Genomic DNA, 23920 nt, shown 5'->3' with positions numbered 1-23920 from the left:
GGGGATGGGCATAAACGCCCGGCTTCGATGGCAGGTCTCCTGGCTCACGGCTTGACACTGCGCCCGCCTTCCCGACCTTGCAGTCAGTGGCATCTGGGCTTCGCTCACCGTTTACAGTTGCGGGGGCAGCCAGGGCATTGGCGACGTGCGCTTCACCCTGTTCCCTTTTCATCCAGCCGCATCACACGGGCTGGAACCATCGGCGGCCACCTTACCCGGCGGCCGCGAGAAATGACAGAGCCCGACGTTTACCGCGCAGGCAAACCAACGGACTGGGTAGCGCCTGACGCCGTATGACGCAAGCAGGTGAAGACGCCATTGGCAGTTGCGCACAGCAGCCCATGAGCATCGTGCAGCGTGGCCTGCACCGCGGCCTCTCGACCTTCGCGCTGCTGCACGCAGGCCTCGGTACGTAGCGGCAAAGCCGCAAGGCCAATCGGGCGCAGGTAATTCACCTGCAGGCTGGCGGTCACGTAGACCTCCTCGGCACTGGCCTGCGAATACACCGCCAACCCCAACGCCGCATCGAACAGCGTGGCGGTATAGCCGCCATGCACACCGCCAAGCGGATTGAAGTGCACGGCCGGCGGCTGACTGCTGAAGCTCGCCACCCCGGCTGCGGCCTGCAGCTGGGAGATACCGTAATCCGCAGCAATATCGCCGGTCAGCCAGACCTTTAACCGTTCAAACAGACTGCCATGCATGTTCAGGCCTCAGATCAGGTGCGGCGTACTGCGCGCCACCAGCGCTTCGACATTCACCCCACGCGGCAGGGTGCCGTAGACCCGCCCGCCCTGACCACCCAGACGACTGGCGATAAAGGCATCGGAAACCTCGGCATTCCCCGCTTCCAGCAGCAGCTTGGCCTGCAGCGCCAGGGCCACATCTTCGGTGAGCTGACGGGCGCGGTACTGGATATCGGCGGTGTCACGGAAATCTACCTGCAGTTGCGCAATATGGGCTTTCAGCAGCGCATCGCCGTGACCGTCGCCGAGCTCATGGAACAGCGCATCAAGCACGCCCGGCTCCTTAGACAGCGCGCGCAGCACGTCCAGGCACTGCACGTTGCCCGAACCTTCCCAGGTCGAGTTGACCGGTGCTTCGCGGTACAGCCTTGGGAGGATGGTGTCCTCGACATACCCGGCACCGCCCATGCACTCGGCGGCCTCGTTGATCATGGCCGGCGCGCGTTTGCAGATCCAATACTTACCCACGGCGGTGACCAGGCGAGCGAACTTGTCTTCCTGCTCATCGTGCGGGTTATCCAGCGCCTTGCCCATGCGCATGGTCAGCGCCAGCGCCGCTTCGCTTTCCAGGGCCAGGTCAGCCAGCACGTTCTGCATCAGCGGCTGCTCGCTGAGCACCCGGCCACCGACCTGGCGATGCGCGCAGTGGTGCGCGGCCTGGCTCAGGGCCTGACGCATCAGCGCGCTGGAGCCGATCATGCAGTCGAAGCGGGTCAGCGCGACCATTTCGATAATGGTCGGCACACCACGGCCTTCCTCGCCAACCATCCAGGCCAGCGCGCCGCGAAACTCCACTTCACTGGAGGCGTTCGACCAGTTGCCCAGCTTGTTTTTCAGACGCTGGATATAGAACTCGTTGCGCGTGCCGTCCGGGCGGTGGCGCGGCAGCAGAAAGCAGGTCAGCCCCTTGTCGGTATACGCCAGGGTCAGGAAGGCATCGCACATCGGCGCCGAGCAGAACCACTTGTGACCGACCAGCTCATAGGCCTGGCCCGGGCCACCGAGGCCAACCGGGTAGGCGCGCGTGGTGTTGGCACGCACGTCGGTGCCGCCCTGCTTCTCGGTCATGGCCATGCCGATGGTCGCACCGGTTTTCTGCTCAATCGGCAGATTGCGCGGGTCGTATTGAGTCGAGAGGATTTTCGGTAGCCACTTCTCGGCCACATCGGCCTGCAGCTTGAGCGCCGGCACGCTGGCGAAGGTCATGGTCAGCGGGCAACCGCTACCGGCCTCGGCCTGGCTGTGCAGGTAGCTCATGGCGGCGCGCGCCACCTGGGCGCCCGCGCGCGGATCGGTCCAGGGCATGGACGGCAGGCCGTGTTCAATGGCCGCACTCATCAGTTGGTGATAGGCCGGGTGAAACTCCACCAGATCGGCACGATGGCCATAGCGGTCATGGCTCTTGAACACCGGCTTGTTTTCGTTGGCGAGAAAGCCTGCGGCCATCAACTCGCCGCCCGCCAGGCCGCCATACACATCCAAGCGCTGCTCGGCCCAGCCGCCGCCGAAACGCTTGGTCCACTCCTGCAGCGGCAGGTCAACGCGGTACAGGTTCGCGCCATCCAGTGGCGGCACCTGATTGAACACTTCATGGGTTTCGGCGTGTTGGCTGGCATTCATGGCTGAGGCTCCTCTGCAGGCAATTTGGCGCCCACGGCGCGTAGACAAAAGGTGGTCAGGGCCTGGCTGACTTCAGCCAGGCTGGGGGCGGGATAACCGGCTTCGCGGGCAGCACGTGCTGGCGGCGATAACGGCCCGACCAGGGCTTCGGCAATGGCGCCGACCAGGCAGGCAGCAATCAGGTTGATCAGCTGCACGTGGAACTGACCAGCGGCCACGCCCTCCTGCAACAGCTCGACAAACAGCTCGGCGTAGGCTTCACGGTAGAGCAGGCGCTGTTCATCGACTTGCGCATCGACCGGCTCGGCGATCAGGGCGAAGGCCAGCCGCCGGCTGTCCCAGGCGCGCGCGGCAAAGCGCTCCAGCCCGGCAGCCAGACGCTGCACCGGGCTACCCGCCCCACGTACGATGGCGGCCAGAGCATCGACCTCGCGCTGGCTGGCCACGGCAAACACTTCCGCCGCCAGTTCGCCCTTGTTCTGCACATGGCGGTACAGGCTGCCGGTGGCAATGCCGACATCCTCAGCCAGCGCCTGCATGGTCAGCGCGGCAAAGCCGCCTTCGGCCACCCGCGCCAAGGCAGCGCTGATGATCCGTTCGCGCAGCGCCTGATCGCGGTCGATACGCAGTGCAGTGGTGCGATAGGCCATGGTCTGAATCCTGATTCACTATTGCTCAAGTGAATCAGGATTCAGAGTTTGACTAAAGGGCGATTCCGGGCACAACAGCGGGCATATTGGCCAGCTGCTGGCGTATACAACTCATGCGGTCAGGACTCGCGACAGAGCACCCAGTCGTGCAATAGATTGCGCAGCTGCTCGAACTTCACCGGTTTGGCCAGGTAATCGCTCATCCCAGCGGCCAGGCAGCGCTCGCGGTCGCCGCTGTGGCTGTGGGCGGTGATCGCCAGCACCGGCAGCAGCTGGCAGCCGGGCAGATTGCGCAGCGCCCGACAGGTGGCAAAACCGTCCATGACCGGCATCTGGCAATCCAGCAGCACCGCGTCGATGGTTTCGTTACGCAGCACCTCAAGGGCCTCAGCGCCGTTATCAGCGGTGCGCACCTGATAGCCCAGCTTGAGCAGCATGCCGCGGGTCACCAGCTGGTTGATCGCGTTGTCCTCGACGATCAGTACCGTGCACTGCTCCGGCGCGCGCAGCGCCGGACCGGCGGCGCGCAGCACGACGGCGGCTGGAGTGGTCATCTGCACCGGCAAGGCCAGCGGCAGCTCCAGACGGAAACAGCTGCCCTGCCCTGGCTGGGATTCATGGCTGAGATCACCGCCGAGCAGATCGACCAGTTGCCGGCAGATCGCCAGACCAATGCCCAGGCCGCCGTACTCGCGGGTCATCGAGCCGTCCAGTTGCTGGAAGCGCTGATACAGCTTGCCGTCGGCAGGCACCGCGAAACCCACACCGCTGTCGATCACCTCGATACGCAGCGGCAGAATATCGCTGGCCGCACCGCCACGACTGACGCGTACCCGCACTTCGCCATGCTGGGTGAACTTGATGGCGTTATCCAGCAGGCAGTTGAGGCTTTGCACCAGCTTGCTGGCGTCGCCCTCAAGGGTGTCGGGCAGGCTGTCATCCAGCTCAAGCACAAAGCGCAGGCCCTTTTCTTCGGCGCGCGGGGCGTACTGCGCACGCAAGCCATCGAACAGGCCGCGCAAGCTGAACGGTTCGCGCCGTGGGTACAGGCGCCCAGCCTGCAGCTCGGTGAGGGCGAGGATGTCATTGACCATGCGCATCATGTCGCGGGCCGAGCCCGCTGCCGTGCGCTGGTAATGCGCCAGCTCGCCGTCGAGCTCAAGCATCTGCATCAGTTCCAGCGAACCGATCACCCCGTTCATCGGCGTGCGCAGCTCGTGGGTGACGGTAGCAAGGAATTCATCCTTGAGGCGGTTGCTGTTGGCCAGTTCCTGGTTGAAGGCTTCAAGTTTGAGCCCGGCCTCCTGCAGGATGCGCGTGCGCTCCTCCTTCATCGCATTGATGCGGTCGGCCAGGGCCAACGAGAGCAGACCCACTTCCAGCGCAGAACCGATCTGGCTGGCGTACATGGTGAGGAACATGTTGGGCAAGTAGCCCAGCACCATCAGCGTATTGATCATTCCGCCGGCGAGAAAGGCGGTCCAGGCGATGATGAAATAACGCGCCACGCGCATGCCGCGCATCCAGGCGAGGATGCCAGCGCTGAAGATCACCACGGTAAAGCCCAATGCCAGGTAGGTGGCCAGACGCAGCGACAGGGCGTAACTGGCCGTCAGCGCCAGCGTCATCACCAACACGCCCGAGGCCATCATCAGCAACAGGGCGCGGTCGACCCAGGGACTGTGCTCGGCGGTATGCAGAAAGCTGCGGGCGAACTGACAACCAAACAACGCCGCCGCACCAATCAGGAAGGGCGTCGCAGCGTTCGCCCACCAGGGGCTGTTGGGCCAAAAGTACTCGATGGCTGCGCCGTTGACCGACAGCTGATAGAAGCCGAACGAGGCGATATAGAGGATGTAATACAGGTAGCTGGTGTCGCGTACGCTGAGGAAGATAAACAGGTTGTAGATCAGCATCACCAGCAGTACGCCGTAGATGATGCCCAGCACATAGATGCGCGCCGGTTGTTCTTCCAGGTAGGCGTTGGGCGCCCAGAGGGTCAGCGGTGCCTGGATCGAGCCCTGACTTTCCAGGCGCAAATAGACGCTTTGCTGCTGCGCCGGCGGCAATTGCAGTTCGAACACATAGTTGTGCTGTTTGATCTCACGGCTGGAGAACGGCAAGGCATCGCCGGTGTGCTGGCTCATCTGGTAGCGCCCCTGCGCATCGGGCAGATACAGCTGCACATGATCGAGCGGTGGATAGGCCAGTTCCAGCAACCAGGGCCGTGTGCCTGTTGCCCGCTGCGGGCGGTATTCCAGATCCAGGCGCAACCAGAACACCGAGCGCGAATAACCGGCGTTCAGTACACCCTTGTCATGCTGACGGAAACTGGCTTGCAGGGCCGGCGAGGTGATGTCTTCAATGCTGGCATCGCCACGCACATCCTCAAACACCGACATAGCCTTGCCGAGCGGCAGGCTGCGGGTGTTTTCGTCAAAAACCAATGCCCCGGCCAACCCTGGCACCAGCATGAAGAAACAGAGAAGGATGTAGTGCATGCAACTCAGCCAGAGTAAGCCGGCAACGCCTAGGTAGCGTTGCTAGCAGCGGTGTATTTGGATGCTGGCACTCTAGCATAGGCCCTTGCGCCAGAGCCCCAGGAAAAACCTGAACTGTATTGAGATTTTTGCCCTTCGCAGGTTGAAGCAACAGCCCGGTGTCGACATGCGACAGATCGTCCGGCCGGCTGGCTTTCCTGGCGTTGCGGGGTCTGCAAGCCGTGGTTTGGTGGTAAGCTCGCGCACCATGAAAACGCCTACCTCTCGCCCCGTAGTGCTGTGCCTGTCCGGTCATGACCCCAGTGGTGGTGCCGGCCTGCAAGCCGATATCGAAGCCCTGCTCGCCCAAGGCTGTCACGCCGCTCCTACCGTGACCGCGCTGACCGTGCAGGACACAGTCAACGTTTCCGACTTCCGCGTGCTCGACCGCGACTGGGTCTTGGCCCAGGCCAATGCGGTGATCAATGACCTGCCGGTTGAAGCCGTAAAGCTGGGCATGCTCGGCTCGGTCGAGATGGTCGAAACCGTACTGGAAATCATGCAACGCCTCCCGGGTATTCCGCTGGTCTGCGACCCGGTGCTGCGTGCCGGTGGCGGCGGCGCATTGGGCAAGGACGAAGTCGGCTATGCCATGCGCGAGCGTTTGTTCGCCGTCTCGACCATCGCCACGCCGAATCTGCCGGAAGCGCGCATCCTCGCCGAACTGCCGGATGGCACGGCCGATGAGTGCGCCGACAAATTGCTGCCCTATATCCAGCACCTGCTGATCACCGGCGGTCATGGCGATGAGCACGAAGTGCACAACCGTCTCTATAGTCGTGACGGCAGCCGCCACACCTTTACCTGCCAGCGCCTGCCCGGCAGCTACCACGGCTCCGGCTGCACCCTGGCCAGCACCCTGGCCGGTCGCCTGGCATTGGGCCAGGAACTGGTCAGCGCCGTGCAGTTCGCCCTTGATTACACCTGGCGCACCCTGCGCGACGCCGAACAGCCTGGCCATGGCCAGTACATTCCGCGCCGCCTGCCGCTAGACCTCTCTTGATGGAGCGTTTGCGATGAAACTGCGTGGCCTGTATGCCATCACCGATAGCGAATTGCTCAAAGGCAGACTGCTGCCCTACGTCGAGGCTGCACTCAAGGGCGGCGCGACATTGCTGCAATACCGCGACAAATCCACCGATGACGCCCGCCGCCTGCGCGAGGCCGAGACCCTGCGCGAGTTGTGCAACCGCTATGGTGCCGCGCTGATCATCAATGACGACGCCGAATTGGCCGCCCGCTTGGGTGTCGGCCTGCATCTGGGGCAAGGCGATGGTTCGCTGTCCGCCGCCCGCGCCCTGCTTGGCCGCCAGTCCATCATCGGCGGCACCTGCCACGCCCAGCTGGAGCTGGCCGAAGCCGCCGCCAAGGAAGGCGCCAGCTATGTCGCCTTCGGCCGCTTCTTCAACTCCACCACCAAGCCCGGCGCACCGGCGGCGGATGTCGAGCTACTGGCGGCGGCGAAAACCAAGGTCAACCTGCCGATTGTTGCCATTGGCGGCGTGACTCTGGATAACGCCCCCGAGCTGATTGCCCACGGCGCCAGCATGGTTGCCGTGGTACACGGCCTGTTTGGCGCCGACTCGGCTGCTGAAGTCGAGCGCCGCGCCCGCGCCTTTAGCGCCCTGTTCACATCTAACTAACGATTAAGGGGCGGCCCGGCTCGCCCCAACTCCCAGCTTGAGAGGCCCTGCCATGTCCCGTTCCGAAACCCTCTTCGCCAACGCGCAGAAGCACATCCCAGGTGGCGTCAACTCGCCGGTGCGCGCCTTCAAAAGCGTCGGTGGCACTCCGCTGTTCTTCAAGCACGCCGAAGGTGCCTACGTCACTGATGAAGACGACAAGCGCTACGTGGATTACGTCGGCTCCTGGGGCCCGATGATCCTCGGCCACAGCCACCCGGATGTGCTCGACGCAGTACGCAACCAGTTGCAACACGGCCTGTCCTACGGCGCACCGACCGCCATGGAAACCGAGATGGCGGATCTGGTGTGCAGCCTGGTGCCGTCGATGGACATGGTGCGCATGGTCAGCTCCGGCACCGAGGCGACCATGAGCGCCATCCGCCTGGCCCGTGGTTACACCGGCCGCGACAACATCATCAAGTTCGAAGGCTGCTACCACGGCCACTCCGACAGCCTGCTGGTAAAAGCCGGCTCCGGCCTGCTGACCCAGGGCGTGCCGAGCTCGGCCGGTGTACCGGCAGACTTCGCCAAGCACACCCTGACCCTGCCCTTCAACGACCTGGCCGCGGTTGAGCAGATGCTCAGCGAAGTCGGCTCCACCGTCGCCTGTATCATCGTCGAGCCGGTGGCCGGCAATATGAACTGCGTGCCGCCGGCACCGGGCTACCTTCAAGGCCTGCGCGAACAGTGCGACAAACATGGCGTGGTGCTGATCTTCGATGAAGTGATGACCGGTTTCCGCGTCGCCCTCGGCGGCGCCCAGGCGTATTACGACGTCACCCCGGACCTGACCACTTTCGGCAAGATCATCGGCGGCGGTATGCCAGTCGGCTGTTTTGGCGGCAAGCGCGAAATCATGCATTGCATCGCCCCACTCGGCCCGGTGTACCAGGCCGGCACCCTGTCGGGTAACCCGCTGGCCATGGCCGCCGGCCTGACCACTTTGCGCCTGATCAAACGCCCAGGCTTCCATGCCGAACTGACCGACTACACCAGCCGCATGCTGCAAGGCCTGCAGGACCGTGCCGATGCGGCCGGCATCCCATTTGTCACCACTCAAGCGGGCGGCATGTTCGGCCTGTACTTCAGCGGTGCCGACGATATCGTCACCTTTGATGATGTGATGGCCAGCGATGCCGAGCGTTTCAAACGCTTCTTCCACCTGATGCTGGCTGGCGGCGTGTACCTGGCACCAAGCGCCTTCGAGGCCGGCTTCACCTCCATCGCCCACGGCGATGCCGAGTTGAAAATCACTCTGGACGCTGCTGAGCGCGCCTTTGCCGAGCTGAAGAGCGCCTGATGCAGTACAGCACCGCCTTTAGCGACGCTGTTCTGGCACTGGCCTGCCTGGCCTGCGCAATAGTCATCGGCAAAGCCCGCAAGCACTATGGCGAGGCCGATCAGCCGGCGCTGTTCTGCGCGCTGCTGGGGTTTCTCCTGCCGGCCGCAGCAGCGGCCGTCGGCGTGGTTCGCTTCGGCATCGATCCTAGCGCTCAGGCCGCACACCTGTGGTTAAGCCAGGCCAGCAGCTTTCTCGGCCTGCCGTTGCTCGGCGCCGCCGCACTGGCCTTGGGTCGCGGCTGGCAGTGGAGCCGCGCCAACTGGGGGCGTATCTTGCTCGGCTTGTGCGCGTTCTTCGAACTGTTCCGGCAGATGAACCAGCTGGAGGATTACCGTCTGTTGCTCAACCTGGCGACCCTGCTGCTGATCCTCTACGCCGGCGCCGTGCAATGGCCCAAGCGCGCACCTTTGGCAGCGGCGATTGCGGTGGTCGGGCTATTTCTGCTGGCCGGCCTGGGCGTCGGCACTCAGGGCTTTATCGGTTCGATACGCAGGGTTGACCTGTTCCATGCCCTGCTGACGCCGGCCTACCCGCTACTGGCCTGGTTGCTGTTGAGCCTGCCCGGTAGCGCGAAAGGTGGCCGCACGGAAGAAAACCCGGTAAAGACTTTGTAAGAACGGCGCTGCTTATTTCATAATGTGACCGCTGCCGCGTCCCGGCGGCCAGGCACATCGCCTGTTGTGCATCCCGAGGTAAACGGATTTTCATGAAACGCACCGGCCGCACCCTGTCCCTGGGCTGCCTGTTGCTCCTGCTGCCACTGCTCGCCTCAGCGAGCGGCAACTCCTTGCTGATCCCCGCGCTTGGCAGCTGCTCACTCAACACCGCCCCCGAAGAACTGCCCGCCGCCCTTGAGGCCTGCGAGCAGGCCGCGCTCAATGGTGACCTGCAGGCGGAGTTCGAGCTGGGCGAGTTCTATTACGACGGCAAACGTGTCGAACGCGATCTAGGCCAGGCGCTGAAATGGTTCGAACAGGCCTCGCTGCAAGGCCATGCACAATCGCAATACCGCCTGGGCATGATGTTCTTCCGTGGCGAAGGCGTGCCGGCAAACGCCGTGCAGGCTTATATCGTGCTGAAGATGGCGGCCGTGAACGGCTCGGACGAAGCCATGGACAGCGCCGACCTGATCGCCGCGCAGATGCCCCGCGATGAACTGGAAATCGCCAGCCAGGTGCTCGGGCAGATATTCCGCAACTACCTGCTGGAGTTGCAGAACGCCGACACCCTCACCTCGCCGTTCGCCCCGCTGCCCTGATTCAACGCAGGCACCGCTAAGACCGTTTTACTTATCCGGCATCGGCATGGGGAACGGCATAACATTGCCGCCGCCCTTGGCTTCGCTGATCTTCGGCGTGCCCAGGCGCTCGACTTCGTCGATGCGGATAATCGCGTGCATGGGGATAAAGCTGCGCACCACACCGTCAAACTGCGCCTTGAGCTTTTCCTCGCTGGGATCGACGACCACCTGGGTGCGCTCGCCGAAGACGAATTCCTCTACTTCCAGGAAGCCCCACAGATCGCTTTGAAAGATCTGCTTGGCGTACATCTCATACACCTGACCCTGGTTGAGGAAAATCACCTTGTAGATGGGTTCGCGCTTGCTCATGGTTATGCAGTTCGTACCGAGGGGCTAATTGAAAGGGCGCGGATCATAGCATAGCCGCCTAGCAGCCAATGCTAGGAACCCTGGCGCGAGCTCCCTATAATGCGCGGTTCTTCGAATCACCCTTTTTGAGCGCGCATGACCAAGAAGCTTTATATCGAAACCCACGGTTGCCAGATGAACGAGTACGACAGCTCGCGCATGATCGACCTGTTGGGCGAACATCAAGCCCTGGAAGTCACCGAGAAGGCGGCAGACGCTGACATCATCCTGCTCAACACCTGCTCGATCCGTGAAAAAGCCCAGGACAAGGTGTTCTCGCAACTCGGCCGCTGGCAAAAGCTGAAGATTGCCAACCCGGACCTGGTGATCGGTGTCGGCGGCTGCGTGGCCAGCCAGGAAGGCGCAGCGATTCGTGATCGCGCGCCCTACGTCGACGTGGTCTTCGGCCCGCAGACCCTGCACCGCCTGCCGGAAATGATCGACGCCGCGCGTAGCACCAAGATCGCCCAAGTCGACATCAGCTTCCCCGAGATCGAGAAATTCGACCGCCTACCCGAACCGCGCGTCGATGGCCCCAGCGCCTATGTGTCGGTGATGGAAGGCTGCAGCAAGTACTGCACCTTCTGCGTGGTGCCTTACACTCGCGGCGAAGAAGTCAGCAGGCCGATGGCCGATGTGCTCGGCGAGATCATCCACCTGGCCGAACACGGCGTGCGTGAAATCACCCTGCTCGGGCAGAACGTCAACGGCTACCGTGGCGCCACCCAGAATGGGCAGATCGCCGACTTCGCCGAACTGCTCTACGCCGTGGCCGCCATCGATGGCATCGACCGCATTCGCTACACCACCAGCCATCCGCTGGAATTCTCCGATGCGCTGATCCAGGCCCACGCTGAGATACCCGAGTTGGTGAAATACCTGCACCTGCCGGTGCAATCGGGCTCCGACCGCATTCTCGCGGCGATGAAGCGCAACCACACCGCACTCGAATACAAATCGCGCATTCGCAAGCTGCGTGCCGCCGTGCCGGACATCCTGATCAGCTCGGACTTTATCGTCGGTTTCCCCGGGGAAACCGAGAAGGACTTCGAGCAGACCATGAAGCTGGTCGAGGATGTCGGTTTCGACTTCTGCTATTCATTCGTCTACAGCGCGCGCCCCGGCACCCCGGCGGCCGACCTGCCTGATGACACCCCGCTGGAGCTGAAAAAGCAGCGCCTGGCGTTGCTGCAACACCGCATCACCCAGCAGGGTTTCGAGAACAGCCGACGCATGGCCGGCACCGTGCAGCGCATTCTGGTCAACGATTACTCGAAGAAGGATCCCGGCATGCTCCAGGGCCGTACCGAGAGCAACCGGGTGGTCAACTTCCGCAGCGATAACCCGCGCCTGATCGGCCAGTTCGTCGACGTGCATATCGACGAAGCCATGCCCAACTCGCTGCGCGGCACGCTGATCAACGAAACCGTCTGCAACTAAAGCCGCAGCGGCCCGAGCTTCCCCCTCGCGGCCGCTAGCGCTATTCTTCGTTTCACTACCCCAGCCGACTGGCGGCCATCACACGACCTTGAACGCACCCATAGAACCACTCCGCTTTATCCTTGAACCCTTTGAGGCTCGCCGCTTCGCTAACCTGTGCGGCCAATTTGATGAACACCTGCGTCTGATCGAACAGCGCCTGGGCATCGAATTGCGCAACCGCGGCAACCAGTTCGAACTGATCGGCACCGCCGGCCAGACCCGCGCCGCCGAACAGCTGCTGCGTCGCCTCTACCGCGAAGCCGAAAACACCGAACTGTCGCCCGATCTGGTGCACCTGTTTCTGCAGGAGTCCGGCATCGAGGAAATGAGTAACCCGACCGTCGAAGCCAGCGTCGCCCTGCGCACCCGCAAAGGCATGATTCGCCCGCGCGGCGCCAATCAGCAGCGCTACGTCAAAGCCATCCTCGACCACGACATCAATTTCGGCATCGGTCCGGCCGGCACAGGTAAAACCTACCTGGCCGTGGCCTGCGCCGTGGATGCGCTGGAGCGCGAGCAGATCCGCCGCATCCTGCTGGTGCGCCCGGCAGTCGAAGCCGGCGAGAAGCTCGGTTTCCTGCCTGGCGACCTGTCGCAGAAGATCGACCCCTACCTGCGCCCGCTGTACGACGCACTCTACGAGATGCTCGGTTTCGAGCAGGTGGCCAAGCTGATCGAGAAACAGGTGATCGAAGTCGCGCCGTTGGCCTATATGCGCGGTCGCACGCTGAACAACAGCTTTATCATCCTCGACGAAAGCCAGAACACCACACTGGAACAGATGAAGATGTTCCTCACCCGCATCGGCTTCGGCTCGACAGCGGTGATTACCGGCGATATTACCCAGGTCGACCTGCCGCGCGGCACCAAAAGCGGCCTGACCCACGTCATCGACGTGCTGCGTGACGTCCCGGGCATCAGTTTCACCCACTTCAAGCCCAAGGACGTGGTGCGCCACCCGCTGGTGCAGCGCATCGTCGAAGCCTACGAGCGCTACGACAACCGCATGCACGGCAAGCTGGATGACGAGCAGGATGAGCGCAATGCTTGAGCTTGACCTGCAGATCGCCAGCGACGCCGCGACCCTACCGAGCGAGGCGCAGTTTCGCGCCTGGTGCGAGATTGCCCTGCGCCAGCGCAGCGCCGACTCCGAGCTGACCATTCGCCTGGTCGACGAAGCCGAGGGCCGCGAGCTCAATCACACCTGGCGACATAAGGATTACGCCACCAACGTACTATCCTTCCCTGCCGATGTACCGGACGAGGTGGGCGGCATTCCGCTGCTGGATATCCCGCTGCTCGGTGATCTGGTGATCTGCGTGCCGGTGGTTGAGCGCGAAGCCCAGGAACAGGCGAAAACCAGCGAAGCGCATTGGGCGCACCTAGTGATCCACGGCTGCTTGCACCTGCTCGGCTACGACCACATCGAGGATGAAGAAGCCGAAGAGATGGAAGCGCTGGAACGAGAATTGCTGGCTGAGTTGGGACATCCCGACCCTTACGCCGACCACGAATAATATCCCTCTACAACCCAACTGAAATTACAAAAGGTTCCTGAGTAACCACCATGAGCGAAGACCGATCGAGCAACGAGCAGAAGTCCTGGTTTAACAGACTGACCCAGGCTTTTGCTCATGAGCCGAAAAACCGCAAGGAATTGCTGGAAGTGCTGCGCGAAGCGCATCAGAACAAGCTGCTCGACAGCGAAGCACTGGCCATCGTTGAAGGTGCAATTCAGGTCGCCGACCTGCAGGTTCGCGACATTATGGTGCCGCGCTCACAGATGATGAGCATCAAGGCCAACCAGACGCCCAAGGAATTTCTGCCCTCGATCATCGAAGCGGCGCACTCGCGCTACCCCGTGGTCGGTGAGAGCCTCGACGATGTGGTCGGCATTCTCCTGGCCAAGGATCTGCTGCCGCTGATCCTCTCGGGCGAACAGCCCAACTTCAACATCAAGGACCTGCTGCGCCCGGCCACCTTCGTGCCCGAGTCCAAGCGCCTCAATGTGCTGCTGCGCGAGTTCCGCGCCAACCACAACCACATGGCCGTGGTGATCGATGAGTACGGCGGCGTCGCCGGCCTGGTGACCATCGAGGACGTGCTGGAGCAGATCGTCGGCGATATCGAGGACGAGCACGACGTGGAAGAAGACAGCTACGTCAAACCGCTGCCCTCCGGCGACTTTCTGGTCAAGGCGCTGACGCCGATCGAAAGCTTCAACGAAGCCTTCGATACCGAATTCTCCGATGACGAATTCGACACCGTCGGCGGCCTGGTGATGAGCGCTTTCGGCCACCTGCCCAAGCGCAACGAAGTCACCCAGATTGGCGAATTCCGCTTCCGCGTACTCAACGCCGACAGCCGCCGCATCCATCTGCTGCGTCTGAGCCCGGTTAGTAACTGACAGCCACCGGCCACCTCCAGGGTGGCCGGTTCGCAATACTTCCCCCGTCTGCCCTCCCGCTTTACCCTTGCGCCACCTCAATCCAAGGACCTGCATGCAATGCACTGGATAACCCGACCTGGCTGGCCCGGCAACCTGATCGCGCTGCTCGCTGGCGCTATCACGCCCCTGGCGCTGGCGCCTTATGACCTGTGGCCGCTGGCCATCCTCTCCATCGCCCTGTTCTACCTCGGCCTGCGTGACCTCACGCCGCGTCAGGCGGTGCTGCGCGGCTGGAGTTATGGCTTTGGCCTGTTCGCTGCCGGCACCAGCTGGGTGTACGTGAGCATCCACGATTACGGCGCGGCCTCGCCGCCCCTGGCAGTGTTTCTGACCCTGCTGTTTGTCGGCGGCCTCGGTCTGCTGTTCGCCCTCAGCGCCTGGGTCTGGACACGCTGGTTACGCAGGGTCGAAGCGCCGCTGGCCGATGCCTTGGCCTTTGCTGCCCTGTGGCTGGCGCAGGAAGCCTTCCGCAGCTGGTTTCTCACCGGCTTCCCCTGGCTGTACGCCGGTTACAGCCAGCTGGATGGCCCGCTGGCCGGGCTGGCCCCGGTGGGCGGCGTGTGGCTGCTGTCCTTTGCCTTGGCACTAAGCGCCGCGCTGCTGGTGAATCTGGCGCAACTGCGCACGCGCAAGGCGTTTCTCGCCATAGGCGTGGTGCTGTTAATCGCCCCGTGGATCGCCGGTATCGCTCTCAAGGGCCACGCCTGGACCCAACCGCTGGGCGAGCCGCTGAGCGTGTCGGCCATGCAGGGCAATATCGAACAGAACATGAAGTGGGACCCCGAGCAGCTCAACGCGCAGCTGGCGCTGTACCGCGACATGACCTTCAGCGCCAAGCCGACCGACCTGATCGTCTGGCCGGAAACCGCCATTCCGGTGCTCAAGGACCGCGCTCAGGGCTACCTGGGCATGATCAATCGCTTCGCCAATGAACGGAATGCCGCGCTGATTACCGGCGTGCCGATTCGCCAAAGCAACGAGCGTGGCGAGCAGCGCTACTACAACGGCATCAGCGTGGTTGGCCAGGGCAGCGGCGATTACCTCAAGCAGAAGCTGGTGCCGTTTGGTGAATACGTGCCGCTGCAGGACCTGCTGCGCGGGCTGATCGCCTTCTTCGACCTGCCGATGTCCGACTTCGCCCGCGGCTCCGCTGAGCAGAGCCTGCTGCAGGCCAAGGGCCATTCGATTGCCGCGTTTATCTGCTACGAAGTGGTCTACCCGGAGTTTTCCGCGGGCCTCGCGGCGCAGAGCGACCTGCTGCTGACCATCAGCAACGACACCTGGTTTGGCCGCTCCATCGGCCCGCTGCAACACTTGCAGATGGCGCAGATGCGCGCCCTGGAAGGCGGCCGCTGGATGATCCGCGCGACCAACAACGGCGTCACCGCGCTGATCGACCCGCAAGGCCAGATCACCACGCAACTGCCGCAGTTCGAACAGGCGGTGCTCTACGGCCAGGTGCAACCGATGCAGGGGCTCACGCCTTACCTGTACTGGCGTGGTTGGCCCATGCTGATCATCTGTCTGCTGTTATTTGCCTGGGCATTACTCGCCAGCCGTATGGCCAAGACCCTTTAACGACGAAAGAAGCGGTAGAACTCGCGCAGCTCAGCCTGCGCGTCGCCGATGCTCACCGGGGTGAAGCGCAGCGGATGGTGCGCCGGGCATTGCGCCAGGCGCCCCTGATCGAGCGGATGCAGCCAACCGAGCAGCGGGTAACCGCCCATGCTCTGGTGGTCGGCCTGGAGGATGATCGGCTGACCATCCGGCGGCACCTGAATCGCCCCCCGGCCAACCCCCAATGACCATTGCCGCACGGGCGGCTGCACGGCCTCGCCGAGCAGCCGCGCGCCCATGCGGTCGGAGTGCGGGCTGAGCTGCCAGGTCTGAGCGAAAAAGCCCTGCAACTGATCTTCCTCGAAACTCGCCGCATCGCCGCCGGTAATCACCCGCAGCAAGGGTTTGCAGCGGTAATCCGGCAGATAGGGCCAGGGCACGCTGATGCCGCGGGTGAAATGCGCAGGCCGACAAGCCAACAGATCCCCTGCCTGCACCGCCTGCCCCAGCCCTTCGCGCAGCTGCACACTGACGCTGCCCAACAGCGGCGCCGCAATAAAACCGCCGGCCACGGCCAGATAGGCGCGCTGACCGCTGCGGGCAAAGCCCAGGCGCAACAGCTGCCCTTTGCGCAGCGGCAAGCGTGTCCACAACGACTGCGGCTGATCATCCACGCTCAGCGGCACCTGGGCACCGCAAACCGCCACCCAGGTGTCGACCTCGACCTGCAGCTCGAGGCCGCCCAAGGCGATTTCCAGCAGCGGCGTGCCCCAGGGATTGTTCAGCAGATGATTGGCCCAGGCAGCGCCATGCCAATCCAGCGGTCCAGCCGGCGATACGCCCAGGTGTTGCCAGCCGCGTCGCCCAGCATCCTGCAACAGGCTTTGCGGCCCTGGTTTGAGCACCCGTAGGCCGCTCATCACTGGCCGCCTTCGCGGATAAAGTCGCGCTCATCGATGCTGCGAAAACGCACCCGATCCCCCAGAGCCAGCGGACAGGGCGGCGTGCGCGCGGCGTCGAACAGCGACCAGGGACAACGGCCGATCAGATGCCAGCCACCGGGCGAGCTATGTGGATAGATCGCCGTTTGCCGCTCGGCAATCGCCAGACTCCCGGCCGGTACGGCGATACGCGGGGTGGCGCGACGCGGCAAGGCCAGGCGCGCGTCCAGTTCGCCGAGGTAGGCAAAGCCCGGGGCAAAACCAATCGCGCCAACGCGATACTCGCTCGCCGCATGCAGTTCGATTACCTGAGCACGGCTCAGCTGACACAGCTGGGCGACCTCGGCGAGGTCTTCACCGTTATACAGAATGGGGATTTCATGCAGCCTTCCGGCCTGCGCGACAAAGGGTTCGGCCAGCCAGCACTCCAGCAGCGGCTTGAGCCGCTCGGCCAGTTGCAGGTGATCGGTACGCATCAGGTCGTAGTGCAATAACAGGCTGGTCCAGCCCGGCACCAGATCGGTCAGCACCTCACCCAGCTCAAACCGGATGCGCTCGGCCAGCAGGGCGATCCGTTGCGGCAGCTGCGCATCCGGTTGCTCAGCCAGCACCAGCAACAGCGCTTCGGCACCGGCCGGTTCGAGGCGGATCATAGGGCGTCCAGGCTGGCCCGCAAACGCCGCAGCACGGCCAGGGAGTCGGCGTTATCACCATGCACGCAGAGGCTGTCGGCGCGCAGCTGCAGCGGCTTACCATCAATATCGGCAAACGGCTCACCGCGGGCAATCGCCAGGGCCTGCTGAAAAATCCGCTGCGGATCATGGTGCACCGCGCCGCTCAAGCGCCGTGGCGCCAACTGCCCGTCGGCCAGGTAGGCGCGGTCGGCAAAGGCCTCGAACATCAACGGCACATCGGCGGCATCGGCCAGGCGCAGTTCGCGGCTGTTATCGGCCAGCGCCAGCACCATCAGCGGCAAGCCCTTGCGGTAACTGGCGCAGGCCTCCAGCACCGCGTTGAACAGCGCATCGTCACGCACCAGATCGTTGTACAACGCGCCATGCGGTTTGACGTAGGCCAACTGGGTGCCTGCCGCACGGCAGAAGGCCTCCAGCGCGCCAAGCTGATACAGCACCAGCGCGGTAACCTCCTCCGGCGAGCAGGCGATATGCCGGCGGCCGAAGCCGAGCAAATCCGGGTAAGCCGGGTGCGCACCAATGCTCACCCCATGCTGCACCGCCAGGGCGACGGTGCGTTGCATGGTCAGCGGGTCGGAGGCATGAAAGCCGCACGCCAGATTGGCCTGATCAACCAGCGGCATCGCATGCACGTCATCGCCCATGCGCCACACGCCGAAGCTTTCACCCATATCGCAGTTCAGCAGGATTTTTTTCATGCCGACAAGCTTAGTGGTGCATTGCCGTGGCGGGAAGCCTGGGCCGGATCAATACACGTCACGGCGATATCGGCCCTCTTCGCGCAGCCTGTTGACGGCGGCGTCCCCGAGCAACTCATGCAACACCGCATCCACCCCAGCGGCCATGCCATCGAGGCTGCCGCAGACGTAGATGGCGGCGCCCTCCGTCAGCCACTCATGCAGCTGCTCGGCGGATTCCCGCAGACGATCCTGCACATAGACCTTGGCGACCTGATCGCGGGAGAAGGCCAAATCCAAGCGTGCCAACTCGCCTGAGGCCAGCCAGCCCTGCAGCTGCGCCTGGCAGTAGAAGTCATGCGCGGCGTTGCGCTCGCCGAACAGCAGCCAGTTTTGCCGATGCCCGGCGATGATCCGCGCTTTGAGCAGGCTGCGCAGCCCGGCCAGGCCGGTGCCATTGCTGATCAAGATCAGCGGTCGATCATCGTCGGGGGCATGGAAGGCGCTGTTACGCCGCACCCGCGCCAGCAACTGACCATGCAGCGCTGCACCTTCGGTCAGCCAGCCGGAACCGAGGCCCAGCGAGCCGTCGGCATGCCGCTGCTGACGCACGATCAGCTCCAGCTCGCCGTCGCTGGGCAAGGAGGCGATGGAGTATTCGCGCGCAGCCAACGGCACCAGCGCATCGAGCAAAGCCTGTGCATGCAGGCCGACCAGATGGGTGAACGGCTCGGGTAGCTGTTTGCCGCGCAGCGCCTGCTGCAACGACTGCGTCAGGCCATCGAGGTTGACCGTTTGTCGTCCATCCACAGCATGAGCCTGCAACCAGGCCTGCACGGCGGCGTCGCTGTGGCGCGGCGGCACTTCGAGAATATCGCCGGCATTCCAGTCAACCGGCTGTTCAGCACGCAATGCCAGCAGATAGGTCGGTGCGCCCTGGCTGCCGGGGTTAAGCCGTTCGCGGCGCGTCAGGGTCCACAGGCCGTGGGGCGTTTCGCCCTGGTGCAGCGGCTGGGCGCCTGTCAGCTCACCGAGCTGACGCTGCCAACTGGCCAGCGCCGTCGCGTCGGCGGCATCTACCTGCACGGCATCAAATAGGCTGCGCGCCCCCTGCCGCGCCAACCAGTCCTGCACCCGCAGGGCAAAGCCGCAGTAGTGCTGATACTGGCGGTCACCCAAGGCGAGCATGGCGTAGCGCAACCGTGGCAGATCCAGAGCCTGGCCGAGCAGCTTGCGCTCGAAGCCGCGCGCACTGTCCGGCGCCTCGCCATCACCAAAGGTGCTGAGCACGAACAGCGCGTTGTGCGCCTGACGCAGCATCTGCTCGTTAAGTTTGGCCAAGGGCTGCACGCTGACGGCCAGGCCGGCGGATTGCAACTGGCCAGCGGTTTGCCAGGCCAGCTGTTCGGCAAAACCGCTCTGACTGGCAAAGCCGATCAACCAACCCTCGCCCTGCCCTGCGCTCGGCTGTAGTGCACCTCGCGCCTGCAGCATTGCGCGCTTCTTGCGCCGGCGGTCGAGGTAGAGCAACCAGCCGGTGATGGCGAACAGCGGCATGCTCAGGCTGGCGAGCATCATCAGGATGCGTCCGGGCAGACCGAAGTAACTGCCCACGTGCAGGGCATATATGCTGGTCAGCAGCTGATCACCAAAGGCCTGCTGGTCATAGCGTTTGTGCTGTTTCACCGCGCCGCTTTGGGCATCCAGGCTGAGCGAGTTGAAGGCGCGTTCATGGGGCGCGTCTTCACGCATGTAGAACACCGTCACCGGCTGCTTGGCCGTGGTCGGCAAGCGCAGGCTGTAGCCGCTCAGCTGCGGCCCGGCGGCTTGCTGCAGGCCGGCCCAGAGCGCCGGGAAATTCACCTCTGGAACGGCTCCAGCAGCTGGCCGGCCGCCGCGCTTGCGCTGCTCGCCAGCAGGTTCGCTGGTCAGCAGCGCAGTCAGTCCTTCGCGGTACCAGTCGTAGGACCAATACAGCCCGGTCAGCGCCGCGCACAGGTAGAACGCCAGGCACCAGGTGCCGGCCACTGCATGCAGATCCCAATTGAATGCGCGACCACGCTTGGCCCAGTCCAGGCTTAGCCAGACGCGCCAGTTCAAGGCCTGACGCGGCCAGCGCAGGTACAACCCGGAGAGACAGAAGAAGATCAGCGCCAAGGTGCTGGCGGCGGTGATCTGCTTGCCATACTCGCCCATGGCAAGAAAGCGATGCAGATCCACCATCAGGTCGAAAAAGCGCTGACCACTCGGCTCGCCCAACAGCTCGCCGGTGTAGGGATCGAAATAGCGGGACTCACCACGGCGCTCGCCCGCAGGCGGTGCGAAACCTACTCGCCCGGCGTGCTCGGCATCCGCCTCCACATTCAGGCGCACCACGCGCTGCTGGCTGGCGGCCTCGATACGCGGCACCAGCACGTCAGGCGCCAGCACGCCGCTGGCGCGCACTTCAACCTGCAACACCTCGGGGTTAAACGCGCGCAACAATTCGTCCTGAAACGAATACGCCGCACCGGTCACGCCCATCAGCGCCAGCACCAGCCCGGCCGTGATGCCGAAAAACCAGTGCAGTTGGAAGAGGATTTTCTTCAGCATTTTTCCGACTCAGTAACTGCCCGGTCTGGGCTCGCCCGACCGGGCGCAATAAGCGCAAAAGCCCATGGTTAGCACCTGTTTACGCTCTCGCGAGTGAGAGCCCTGCAAGGCGCTACGTTAGTAACAGCCTCCGGCTGGTCAAAGCGGCGAGGAAGCGGAATGTACTTTTGTACATAAGCATTACCCGCCCTACGGGTCGCGCTAAGCGCGTTAGCCGCAGCGGCTTGCCGAGCCGGTTTCTATGATGCGCAGCAGATCGTCTGCAGCTTCTTAGAAACTGAGCCGATAACCCAGGGTCACAGTGCGCCCACGGCCCATAAACATCTGATCGTCACGCTTGCTGGCAGCCTGGGCGTAGTAGCTCAGGTACTCCTCGTTCAGCAGGTTCTCGATGCCCAGGCTGGCTTCGCCGACCGGCAGGCGATAGCCGAGCGAGGCGTCGACCAGGCTGTAGCCGTCGAAGTCCAGATCCGGGTCGTCAAAGCCACGGCTAACGTAGTGATTGGCCTGCAAACGGGTATTCAGCTTGTCGGTCCAGTTGGCCTGCCAGCTGATGCCGTAACGGTCCGGGGAGATGTTGGCACCATCCAGATCGGTATCGACCTTGCCGTCGCCGTCGGTATCGGACTGACCATTGATCTGGGCATAGGTGGCCTGCAGGCGATGCACCGGATTGATCTGCCAGCCGGCCGTGGCCTCGATACCGTCGATTTCGCTGCGCTCGCGACGAACCTGGAAGGTCCCGCCGACATTCTCCAGACGCGCCCCCAAGTCGGCATTGGATTCGTAATAGCCGATCTCCGCATCGAACGGACCATGGTTGAAACGCAGGCCGATCTCGCGGTTGTCGGTGACGATCGGCTGCAGGTCAAGAAAGCTGTCGACGCTCATGCCCGGCTGGTTGATCGCCCGCAGCACGCGGCCAACATCCGGCATGCCGAAACCTTCGGAGTAGTTGGCATAGAGCTGCGCCCAGTCGGTGAGCTGAAACACCAGGCCGGTGTTGAACAGGGTTTCCTCGAACGTAGGGCTGCCGCCCTCGACACTGACCCCGCCGCGCGGCGTGGTAGTCGACGCGATCGTGTGGAAGCTGCCAACCTCCAGCTCGGCATATTCGTGACGTACCCCGGCGTGCAGGGTGAGACGCTCGTGAGCACGAATTTCCGCCTGCAGAAAGGGCGCCAGGTTGCGGAAGCGAGTTTCCGGTACCCACTCACGGCCAGTGGCGATCAGCATCTGGCTGGTGGTGTCCTGCAGCACGTCGAGGCCGCCGGTAAGCATCAGATGGTTATCAAACAGGCCATCGCGGCTCAGGCTGAACTTGCCGCCATATTTGTCCGACTCGTTCTGCGATTGATCAAACAGGGTGCCGACCGGCGCAATCGAGGCATCCTGGAAAGACGCCAGGCTGTTGCCGCCAAACCGCCCGCGGAAGCGCTGACTGTAGAGCTGCGCGCTCAGGCGATTGCCGTACAGGTCGTCATGTTTGTAGCTCAGGCTGGTGGCCAGTACCTCGTTCTGCGGCGCTTCACCCGGCGGACTGCCCTTACGTGAGGTGGCCGGGGTACCCGCGGCGCGATTGCCCGGCACATTGACGTACTCGTGCTCACCCTCGATCTGGAAGCGATTGACCATAAGTTCCAGGTTCTGCTCGGCGTCGAACCAGTAACCGAGCTTGAGCAGCAGGTCGCTGCTGACCGAGTTCATGATATCGCCCTGGGTGTCGTCGACGCCGATCAGCGTGCCGTCGGCATCGTAGGACATGCCGCGGGTCTGCCAGCTGGCGGCGGCCAGGTAGTCCCAGCTGCCCTCGTTGCCTTCAACCCGGTAGTCCAGCTTGTAGCCCAGGCCGGCGGACTCATAGTCAGTCGGCGCGTCAAAGCTGACCCCGGCATGCTGCTTGAGCGTACCGCCCCGGGGGCGACGGGTGACGTAGTTGATGATCCCGCCAGTGGCGCCCAGGCCGTGCTCGGCGCTGGCACCGTGGATCACCTCAATGCGCTCGACCATCGCCATATCGATGGTGTAACCGTCACGGGAGCTGTCGCGCAGCGGCGTGGATTGCGGCACGCCATCGATCAGCACCAGCGCCGAACGGCCGCGGAAAGTCTCGCCAGCGCTGCTCATCTTCTGTCGGCTCGGCGAATAGGACGGAATTAGGTTGCTGAGGATCTGGCCGTGATCGGAAGTGATCGCCAGTTGCTGCTCGATCTGTTCGCGGCTGATCACGGTGATCTTCTGTGGCGTCTTGCCCGCCTCGCTCTTGGCACGGGTGGCACTGATGGTGACCGCCTCCAGTTCAACCGCCTCTTGCGCAAATACAGCAGCACCCGGCAAAGCGAGACAGGCCAGGGAAATGCTCAGACAAAGGGGAGAACGGTAGAACACAGGGGCGGCCTCTTGAGGAATTGCGCAGGGAACGCATCAGGGGCGCGCACAATACATTAATTGCGAATAGCTTGCATTAGCGCTTGTATCAAGCTATCAACGCGCGTAATACGCCGAACCGCCGCTCTTGGTTCGTAGCCACGATAAAAGCGCGAGACGCCTCAACGCTCGCCATAAGCGTGGCGGATGTGGGGCGTGACATGATCGACGCTTTACCGAGAATGTATAGCCTTTGTAAATATTTAGTATTTGCATCCCAGCCTTTATAGAATCGCCCTCCTGTTCCCCTTATCACGCGAATCCTATGAACGGCTCCCTCTGGCTCGGCACCCTGCGCCAATGGCACTGGATCAGTTCGGCACTGTGCCTGGCCGGCATGCTGCTGTTTGCCGTCACCGGCATCACCCTCAACCATGCCGCGCAGATCGAGGCCAAGCCGCAGGTGATCAGCCATCAGGCGCAATTGCCCGAGGCGCTGCAGGCCGTGTTGCAAGACAAACAGCCAAGCCAGGGGTTGCCGCTGGATCTGCGCCAGTGGCTGGAAGCGGAGCTGGCGATTCGCCTGGATGGCCGCAACGCCGAATGGTCGGATGGCGAGTTGTATATCGGTCTACCGCGCCCTGGCGGCGATGCCTGGTTGAGCCTGGATATCGAATCCGGCGCACTGGAGTTCGAATCCACCGACCGCGGCTGGATCGCCTACCTGAATGACCTGCACAAGGGCCGCAACACCGGCAGCGCGTGGGCCTGGTTTATCGACATATTTGCCGTGCTCTGCGTGGTGTTCAGCCTCAGCGGCCTGCTGTTGCTGCAACGCTACGCCGGCAACCGCCCCAGCACCTGGCCGATGCTCGGCCTGGGCCTGGTACTCCCTGTTCTGCTGGCTCTGCTGTTTATTCACTAAGGAC

General features: G+C 63.3%; 21 protein-coding genes and 1 riboswitch. Of the genes, 11 read left to right on the top strand and 10 right to left on the bottom strand.

Annotated elements, in window-relative coordinates; translation table 11 throughout:
* Positions 1-11 precede the first annotated feature (11 nt).
* Positions 12-216: riboswitch (cobalamin riboswitch) on the bottom strand.
* Between the two features lie 32 nt (positions 217-248).
* The 4 genes from ACIN8IBEIGE_RS02085 to ACIN8IBEIGE_RS02070 all read right to left on the bottom strand — a co-directional run bounded on the left by ACIN8IBEIGE_RS02085 (position 249) and on the right by ACIN8IBEIGE_RS02070 (position 5517).
* Positions 249-704 (bottom strand): PaaI family thioesterase, encoded by a 456-nt coding sequence (locus ACIN8IBEIGE_RS02085; protein ID WP_160013198.1) that lies wholly within the window; start codon positions 702-704, stop codon positions 249-251.
* Positions 705-713: 9 nt separating this feature from the next.
* The gene (locus ACIN8IBEIGE_RS02080) at positions 714-2366 is read right to left on the bottom strand and encodes an acyl-CoA dehydrogenase family protein (RefSeq protein WP_160013197.1); all 1653 of its coding nucleotides are present in this window, start codon (positions 2364-2366) and stop codon (positions 714-716) included.
* Positions 2363-3016: a TetR/AcrR family transcriptional regulator gene (locus tag ACIN8IBEIGE_RS02075; protein WP_160013196.1), complete on the bottom strand. Its 654-nt coding sequence runs from the start codon at positions 3014-3016 to the stop codon at positions 2363-2365. The genes ACIN8IBEIGE_RS02080 and ACIN8IBEIGE_RS02075 overlap by 4 nt, the downstream gene beginning before the upstream one ends.
* A 119-nt stretch (positions 3017-3135) precedes the next feature.
* Complete coding sequence (locus ACIN8IBEIGE_RS02070) at positions 3136-5517, bottom strand: hybrid sensor histidine kinase/response regulator (RefSeq protein WP_160013195.1); 2382 nt, start codon at positions 5515-5517, stop codon at positions 3136-3138.
* 247 nt (positions 5518-5764) lie between these two features.
* Between ACIN8IBEIGE_RS02070 and ACIN8IBEIGE_RS02065 the strand changes: the two genes are divergently transcribed.
* The 5 genes from ACIN8IBEIGE_RS02065 (at position 5765) to ACIN8IBEIGE_RS02045 (ending at position 9841) form a co-directional block, all read left to right on the top strand.
* Positions 5765-6559, top strand: a complete 795-nt coding sequence (locus ACIN8IBEIGE_RS02065; RefSeq protein ID WP_090381880.1) for a hydroxymethylpyrimidine/phosphomethylpyrimidine kinase — start codon at positions 5765-5767, stop codon at positions 6557-6559.
* Positions 6560-6572: 13 nt separating this feature from the next.
* Entirely contained in the window at positions 6573-7199 is a 627-nt protein-coding gene (gene thiE, locus ACIN8IBEIGE_RS02060; RefSeq protein ID WP_160013194.1) for a thiamine phosphate synthase, read from the top strand.
* 52 nt (positions 7200-7251) lie between these two features.
* Positions 7252-8541 carry a glutamate-1-semialdehyde 2,1-aminomutase gene (gene hemL / locus ACIN8IBEIGE_RS02055; protein WP_160013193.1) on the top strand — a complete coding sequence of 430 codons (1290 nt, stop codon included), beginning with the start codon at positions 7252-7254 and terminating at the stop codon, positions 8539-8541.
* Positions 8541-9197, top strand: a complete 657-nt coding sequence (locus tag ACIN8IBEIGE_RS02050; protein WP_160013192.1) for a hypothetical protein — start codon at positions 8541-8543, stop codon at positions 9195-9197. Before hemL ends, ACIN8IBEIGE_RS02050 begins: the two co-directional genes overlap by 1 nt.
* 92 nt (positions 9198-9289) lie before the next feature.
* Positions 9290-9841 carry a tetratricopeptide repeat protein gene (locus ACIN8IBEIGE_RS02045; RefSeq protein WP_090381856.1) on the top strand — a complete coding sequence of 184 codons (552 nt, stop codon included), beginning with the start codon at positions 9290-9292 and terminating at the stop codon, positions 9839-9841.
* A 27-nt stretch (positions 9842-9868) separates the two neighbouring features.
* Here the strand turns inward: ACIN8IBEIGE_RS02045 and ACIN8IBEIGE_RS02040 are convergent, their stop codons facing one another.
* Positions 9869-10192, bottom strand: a complete 324-nt coding sequence (locus ACIN8IBEIGE_RS02040) for a DUF1820 family protein (RefSeq protein ID WP_090249225.1) — start codon at positions 10190-10192, stop codon at positions 9869-9871.
* A gap of 135 nt (positions 10193-10327) precedes the next feature.
* Between ACIN8IBEIGE_RS02040 and miaB the strand changes: the two genes are divergently transcribed.
* The 5 genes from miaB to lnt all read left to right on the top strand — a co-directional run bounded on the left by miaB (position 10328) and on the right by lnt (position 15740).
* Positions 10328-11671, top strand: coding sequence for a tRNA (N6-isopentenyl adenosine(37)-C2)-methylthiotransferase MiaB (miaB, locus tag ACIN8IBEIGE_RS02035; protein WP_160013191.1), 1344 nt, complete (start codon positions 10328-10330; stop codon positions 11669-11671).
* Between the two features lie 88 nt (positions 11672-11759).
* A complete protein-coding gene (locus tag ACIN8IBEIGE_RS02030) occupies positions 11760-12764 on the top strand; it encodes a PhoH family protein (protein WP_090381845.1) in 1005 nt (334 codons plus the stop codon).
* Positions 12757-13230: an rRNA maturation RNase YbeY gene (gene ybeY, locus ACIN8IBEIGE_RS02025; RefSeq protein ID WP_160013190.1), complete on the top strand. Its 474-nt coding sequence runs from the start codon at positions 12757-12759 to the stop codon at positions 13228-13230. The genes ACIN8IBEIGE_RS02030 and ybeY overlap by 8 nt, the downstream gene beginning before the upstream one ends.
* Before the next feature lie 50 nt (positions 13231-13280).
* The gene (locus tag ACIN8IBEIGE_RS02020) at positions 13281-14120 is read left to right on the top strand and encodes an HlyC/CorC family transporter (RefSeq protein ID WP_090249233.1); all 840 of its coding nucleotides are present in this window, start codon (positions 13281-13283) and stop codon (positions 14118-14120) included.
* A 99-nt stretch (positions 14121-14219) separates the two neighbouring features.
* Entirely contained in the window at positions 14220-15740 is a 1521-nt protein-coding gene (lnt, locus tag ACIN8IBEIGE_RS02015; protein WP_160013189.1) for an apolipoprotein N-acyltransferase, read from the top strand.
* Here lnt and ACIN8IBEIGE_RS02010 read toward each other — a convergent pair.
* From ACIN8IBEIGE_RS02010 to ACIN8IBEIGE_RS01990, 5 genes are all read right to left on the bottom strand, one after another.
* Positions 15737-16639: a biotin-dependent carboxyltransferase family protein gene (locus ACIN8IBEIGE_RS02010; protein ID WP_160013188.1), complete on the bottom strand. Its 903-nt coding sequence runs from the start codon at positions 16637-16639 to the stop codon at positions 15737-15739. The two genes, lnt and ACIN8IBEIGE_RS02010, sit on opposite strands and share 4 nt — an antisense overlap.
* Positions 16639-17313 carry a 5-oxoprolinase subunit PxpB gene (gene pxpB / locus ACIN8IBEIGE_RS02005; RefSeq protein ID WP_160013187.1) on the bottom strand — a complete coding sequence of 225 codons (675 nt, stop codon included), beginning with the start codon at positions 17311-17313 and terminating at the stop codon, positions 16639-16641. Before pxpB ends, ACIN8IBEIGE_RS02010 begins: the two co-directional genes overlap by 1 nt.
* Positions 17310-18053 (bottom strand): 5-oxoprolinase subunit PxpA, encoded by a 744-nt coding sequence (locus ACIN8IBEIGE_RS02000; protein WP_160013186.1) that lies wholly within the window; start codon positions 18051-18053, stop codon positions 17310-17312. Before ACIN8IBEIGE_RS02000 ends, pxpB begins: the two co-directional genes overlap by 4 nt.
* Positions 18054-18101: 48 nt before the next feature.
* Positions 18102-20624 (bottom strand): sulfite reductase flavoprotein subunit alpha, encoded by a 2523-nt coding sequence (locus tag ACIN8IBEIGE_RS01995; RefSeq protein ID WP_160013185.1) that lies wholly within the window; start codon positions 20622-20624, stop codon positions 18102-18104.
* A 270-nt stretch (positions 20625-20894) separates the two neighbouring features.
* Positions 20895-23012 (bottom strand): TonB-dependent receptor, encoded by a 2118-nt coding sequence (locus ACIN8IBEIGE_RS01990; protein ID WP_160013184.1) that lies wholly within the window; start codon positions 23010-23012, stop codon positions 20895-20897.
* Positions 23013-23316: 304 nt separating this feature from the next.
* Here ACIN8IBEIGE_RS01990 and ACIN8IBEIGE_RS01985 point away from each other — a divergent pair, with 304 nt between their 5' ends.
* Positions 23317-23916, top strand: a complete 600-nt coding sequence (locus ACIN8IBEIGE_RS01985; RefSeq protein ID WP_160013183.1) for a PepSY-associated TM helix domain-containing protein — start codon at positions 23317-23319, stop codon at positions 23914-23916.
* The last annotated feature ends 4 nt before the right edge of the window (positions 23917-23920 follow it).

It is taken from the genome of Pseudomonas sp. 8BK, assembly GCF_902506475.1.
Classification (GTDB): Bacteria; Pseudomonadota; Gammaproteobacteria; order Pseudomonadales; family Pseudomonadaceae; genus Aquipseudomonas; species Aquipseudomonas anguilliseptica.
Note: the sequence above shows the minus strand (reverse complement) of the source record. Positions and strands in the feature narration are given on the sequence as shown.

Coding starts and splice junctions, on each gene's coding strand:
- ACIN8IBEIGE_RS02085 (WP_160013198.1), bottom strand. CDS start 704: ATGCATGGCAGTCTGTTTGAACGGTTAAAGGTCTGGCTGACCGGCGAT.
- ACIN8IBEIGE_RS02080 (WP_160013197.1), bottom strand. CDS start 2,366: ATGAATGCCAGCCAACACGCCGAAACCCATGAAGTGTTCAATCAGGTG.
- ACIN8IBEIGE_RS02075 (WP_160013196.1), bottom strand. CDS start 3,016: ATGGCCTATCGCACCACTGCACTGCGTATCGACCGCGATCAGGCGCTG.
- ACIN8IBEIGE_RS02070 (WP_160013195.1), bottom strand. CDS start 5,517: ATGCACTACATCCTTCTCTGTTTCTTCATGCTGGTGCCAGGGTTGGCC.
- ACIN8IBEIGE_RS02065 (WP_090381880.1), top strand. CDS start 5,765: ATGAAAACGCCTACCTCTCGCCCCGTAGTGCTGTGCCTGTCCGGTCAT.
- thiE (WP_160013194.1), top strand. CDS start 6,573: ATGAAACTGCGTGGCCTGTATGCCATCACCGATAGCGAATTGCTCAAA.
- hemL (WP_160013193.1), top strand. CDS start 7,252: ATGTCCCGTTCCGAAACCCTCTTCGCCAACGCGCAGAAGCACATCCCA.
- ACIN8IBEIGE_RS02050 (WP_160013192.1), top strand. CDS start 8,541: ATGCAGTACAGCACCGCCTTTAGCGACGCTGTTCTGGCACTGGCCTGC.
- ACIN8IBEIGE_RS02045 (WP_090381856.1), top strand. CDS start 9,290: ATGAAACGCACCGGCCGCACCCTGTCCCTGGGCTGCCTGTTGCTCCTG.
- ACIN8IBEIGE_RS02040 (WP_090249225.1), bottom strand. CDS start 10,192: ATGAGCAAGCGCGAACCCATCTACAAGGTGATTTTCCTCAACCAGGGT.
- miaB (WP_160013191.1), top strand. CDS start 10,328: ATGACCAAGAAGCTTTATATCGAAACCCACGGTTGCCAGATGAACGAG.
- ybeY (WP_160013190.1), top strand. CDS start 12,757: ATGCTTGAGCTTGACCTGCAGATCGCCAGCGACGCCGCGACCCTACCG.
- ACIN8IBEIGE_RS02020 (WP_090249233.1), top strand. CDS start 13,281: ATGAGCGAAGACCGATCGAGCAACGAGCAGAAGTCCTGGTTTAACAGA.
- lnt (WP_160013189.1), top strand. CDS start 14,220: ATGCACTGGATAACCCGACCTGGCTGGCCCGGCAACCTGATCGCGCTG.
- ACIN8IBEIGE_RS02010 (WP_160013188.1), bottom strand. CDS start 16,639: ATGAGCGGCCTACGGGTGCTCAAACCAGGGCCGCAAAGCCTGTTGCAG.
- pxpB (WP_160013187.1), bottom strand. CDS start 17,313: ATGATCCGCCTCGAACCGGCCGGTGCCGAAGCGCTGTTGCTGGTGCTG.
- ACIN8IBEIGE_RS02000 (WP_160013186.1), bottom strand. CDS start 18,053: ATGAAAAAAATCCTGCTGAACTGCGATATGGGTGAAAGCTTCGGCGTG.
- ACIN8IBEIGE_RS01995 (WP_160013185.1), bottom strand. CDS start 20,624: ATGCTGAAGAAAATCCTCTTCCAACTGCACTGGTTTTTCGGCATCACG.
- ACIN8IBEIGE_RS01985 (WP_160013183.1), top strand. CDS start 23,317: ATGAACGGCTCCCTCTGGCTCGGCACCCTGCGCCAATGGCACTGGATC.